A 3,398-nucleotide genomic window follows, 5' to 3' on the forward strand; every position below is an offset into this window, starting at 1 on the left:
GTGGCCAGCGGCAGTACACCCAGGATCACACTGGCATGCACGGCCTCTACATGGCGCATGGCAATGGAGGTGAGCAGGGGGAAGCCAAACACCACACCGGCCATGGTCAACAGCAGCGGCACCCAGTCTTGCCGCTGCGGCCAGGGCGCGCGGGTGGCCGCCAAAAACAGCGCCGACAGCAGGCCCGCCACACTGGCCCGGCCCATGGCCAGAAACACCCCGGACATCTGCGGTAGCGCGGGCGTGCCCACGGCCAGGCGCGTCATCGGCAGGGTCAGGGCAAAAATGCCCACCCCCAGCAGGCCCAGCCACAGGCCACGGCGTTCGGCGCTGCTGTGCGAGGCGGGCGGCACGGGGAGGGTGGCGGTGTGGGTGGTCATGGTAGGGACTGGAACGAAGTGGGCATTCAATGTAGTTCCAATACCAACACACTAGCAGTACACTTTGCCCAATCAGTTTGTGCACTGTATTGCCCCTAAAGCCAGCACACAGGAGCCGCCACCATGTTGATGAAGACCGCCGACCAGACGCTCACCGAGCAGTTGGCCAGCCATTTCGCCGAGCGCATCCGCAGCCGCTTGCTGGCCGCGGGCGCACGCCTGCCCTCGGTGCGCCAGTGCGCGCAGCAGCAACAGGTCAGCGCTTCCACCGTGGTGGCGGCCTACGACCGTCTGCTGGCGCTGGGCCTGGTGGAGGCCCGAAAGAACCGTGGTTTTTATGTACGAGAAATGGCTCCAGCGCAGGATTTGTATGCGCGAGAAGCTACACAATCCATAGCAAGCCCGCCGCGCCGCCCGATCGACGCCACCGCCCTGATGCGCGGCATGTTCCAGGGCGACAGCGACATTCCCCAGCCCGGCATGGGCGTGCTGCCGCCCGACTGGCTGGCCAACAACTTCATGCCTGCCGCGGTGCGCCGGGTGGCGGCGGGCACGGCAGACTTTTCGCGCCGCTACGGCGACCCGGCGGGCGACCTGGGCCTGCGCCAAAGCCTGTCCAAAAAGCTGCTCGGCCTGCACATACCGGCCACGCCCGAGCAGATCATCACCACCGTGGGGGCCACCCACGCGCTGGACATTGCCAGCCGCACCCTGCTGCGTGCTGGCGACTATGTGATGGTCGAAGAACCTGGCTGGGCGGTGGAATTCGCCCGGCTGGAGGCCATGGGCATGCGCATCCTGCCGGTGCCACGCCATGCCGACGGGCCGGACCTGGAGGTGATGGCCCGCTACTGCCAGGCGCACAGCCCGAAGCTGTTTGTGAGCGTGAGCGTGCTGCACAACCCTACCGGTTTTTGCCTCACCCCTGGCAGCGCGCACCGGGTCCTGACCCTGGCCAACGCCCATGATTTCTACATCGTGGAAGACGACACCTACAGCCACCTGGCCCCCGAGCATGCCACCCGGCTGTGCGTGCTGGACGGCCTGCAGCGCACCCTGTACGCCAGCGGTTTCTCCAAGATATTGGCTCCCGGCTGGCGCGTGGGCTATCTGGCCGCGCCCACTGCGCTGGTGGAACGCCTCACCAACACCAAGCTGCTGGCCACGCTGACCACCCCGTCGCTGCTGGAAAAAGCCCTGGCCTGGTGCATCGACCAGGGCCAGTTGCGCCGACATTCCGAAGGCGTGCGCGCCCGCCTCGACCAGGCCCGTACCCGCAGCACCAAGCTGGCACTGGCGGCGGGCTGCACGTTTGCGTCCGAGCCCGCCGGCCTGTTCGGCTGGGTGGAAACCGGCGTGGACACCGACGCGCTGGCCCAGCGCATGCTGGACCACGGCACCATGCTGGCCCCCGGTGCCCTGTTCCACGCCAACCGCCAGCCCAGCAGCCTGATGCGTATCAATTTCGCGAACACCCAGGACGCGGCGTTCTGGAAGGTGTTTGCGCGGGTGCGCGACAGCATGCCGTGAACGTCGGCATGGCTGAGGCTACTATTATTTAAATAGCTGCCAGCGCAAGTGCTACATGCGCTGGCGGTCTAAAAGGTATCAAATATTGGTGGGCTGGCCCACCAGGGTGCGCAGCAACGCTCGGTTGATTTCTTCCAGCCCCATGCCATGCTCGTGGCACAGGGCGCGGATGGCGGCACCGTTGTCGGTCTCCAGGGCGGTGGCGATGTGCAGTAGCGGCGCGTAGGGGCCGCTGTTGCGCACGGTGGCGTTGTAGATGCGGCTGCTTAAAGGGACGCGGTGCAGGGCGCTGCCCAGGGGTTCGCCCATCAGCACGTCGATTTGCGAGAACAGGCCACAGAGGTAGATTTCGCGGGCAAGCTGGTGCTCGGCGCCGGAATCCATCAGGTTTTCCATCAGCCGGGCGCGCAGCACCATGGCGGCCTTGACCGGCAGCAGGTTGGGGTCGCGCGAGGCCTGCGGCAGTTGTTCGACCAGCCAACGTTTGAGCGTGGTGGTGCCCAGCAGCATCAGACCGTGGCGCAGGGATTCGACTTCGTTGCGCAAGCCCACGGCGGCCGAGTTGGCGTAGGCCAGGAAGCGGAAGGTCAGGATGGGCTCCATGCCCAGCAGGGCCTCGATTTTTTCCACCGAAACGTCGTCGTCCACCGCTTGCACCAGTTGCACCATGGCCCGGTAGTCGGGCGCAGTGGCCTGGCGCTGCAGGGCGTGCAGGATGTCTTCGTCGGGCCAGCCCAGCAAGGCGCTGGCGTGCTGCTGGTCCAGGCAGTGTTCCATCAGCAGACGGCTGGCAACACCCTCGTAGAGCATGCCGGGTTGCACCGGGCTGGCCCCGCCCGGCGTACCTGAACGGGCGCGGGCGGCGGCCTGCAGGCCGGCCAACGCGGCCTGCGGCGGCAAGCGCAGCAGGCGGGTAAAAAAGCAGGCGGCCAGCTCGGGGCTGGGGGGCTGGTCGGATTCGGCCCGCCAGACCAAGCGCAGGCCGCGTTGGTAGGCGCGCTGCACCCGCTGCGGCATGGCGTGGCTGCCCATCCATTCGCTGCGGACTTCAATCCAGTACGGGGCCCGGTTGGGGAAGGCGGTGGGAGCCGGTGCGTTATCCAGCAGATCGCGCAGCAGCGCAGGCGACTTGACCGAGAGCAGCAGCGGTGGCGCGCTGGGTTTGCCTTGGTCGTGCAGAGCGCCCAGCAGGCGCTCGGCATCGATGCTGGCATCGGCCCGGCCTTCGATGAACAACTGCACCGCCGCCAGGCTGCGCGCCGCGTTCCACAGCGGGCGGTAGCCCAGCGTGATGCTGCCAAGGACAGAGGTGGCCATAGCGGACGGGTGGAGTAGGCGGGCTTAGCTGATGAAGTTGAACAACGATAGCTTCTGGATCGAGGCGTAGGATTTCAGCGCGGCCTGGTAGGCGGTTTGCTGGTTACTCTGGTCGGCCGCGGCGGCAATCATGTCGATGTCTTCGGCGTTGGACTTGTCGGTCTTGGCCTG

At 66.7% G+C, this 3,398-nt stretch carries 2 protein-coding genes and 1 pseudogene; 1 reads left to right on the forward strand and 2 read right to left on the reverse strand.

Annotated features, from left to right (window positions below; genetic code table 11):
• Positions 1-380 (reverse strand): annotated as a pseudogene (locus ABI213_RS20060) (EamA family transporter); the annotation flags it as partial.
• A gap of 123 nt (positions 381-503) precedes the next feature.
• On the opposite strand from ABI213_RS20060, the gene ABI213_RS20065 reads away from it, so the two are divergent.
• Complete coding sequence (locus tag ABI213_RS20065; protein ID WP_348028401.1) at positions 504-1,910, forward strand: PLP-dependent aminotransferase family protein; 1,407 nt, start codon at positions 504-506, stop codon at positions 1,908-1,910.
• A gap of 78 nt (positions 1,911-1,988) precedes the next feature.
• Here ABI213_RS20065 and ABI213_RS20070 read toward each other — a convergent pair whose 3' ends face one another.
• Positions 1,989-3,227 (reverse strand): HDOD domain-containing protein, encoded by a 1,239-nt coding sequence (locus ABI213_RS20070; RefSeq protein ID WP_348007387.1) that lies wholly within the window; start codon positions 3,225-3,227, stop codon positions 1,989-1,991.
• Positions 3,228-3,398: the final 171 nt, after the last annotated feature.

The organism is Rhodoferax sp. (assembly GCF_039922535.1).
GTDB lineage: Bacteria > Pseudomonadota > Gammaproteobacteria > Burkholderiales > Burkholderiaceae_C > Rhodoferax_B.

Coding starts and splice junctions, on each gene's coding strand:
- ABI213_RS20065 (WP_348028401.1), top strand. CDS start 504: ATGTTGATGAAGACCGCCGACCAGACGCTCACCGAGCAGTTGGCCAGC.
- ABI213_RS20070 (WP_348007387.1), bottom strand. CDS start 3,227: ATGGCCACCTCTGTCCTTGGCAGCATCACGCTGGGCTACCGCCCGCTG.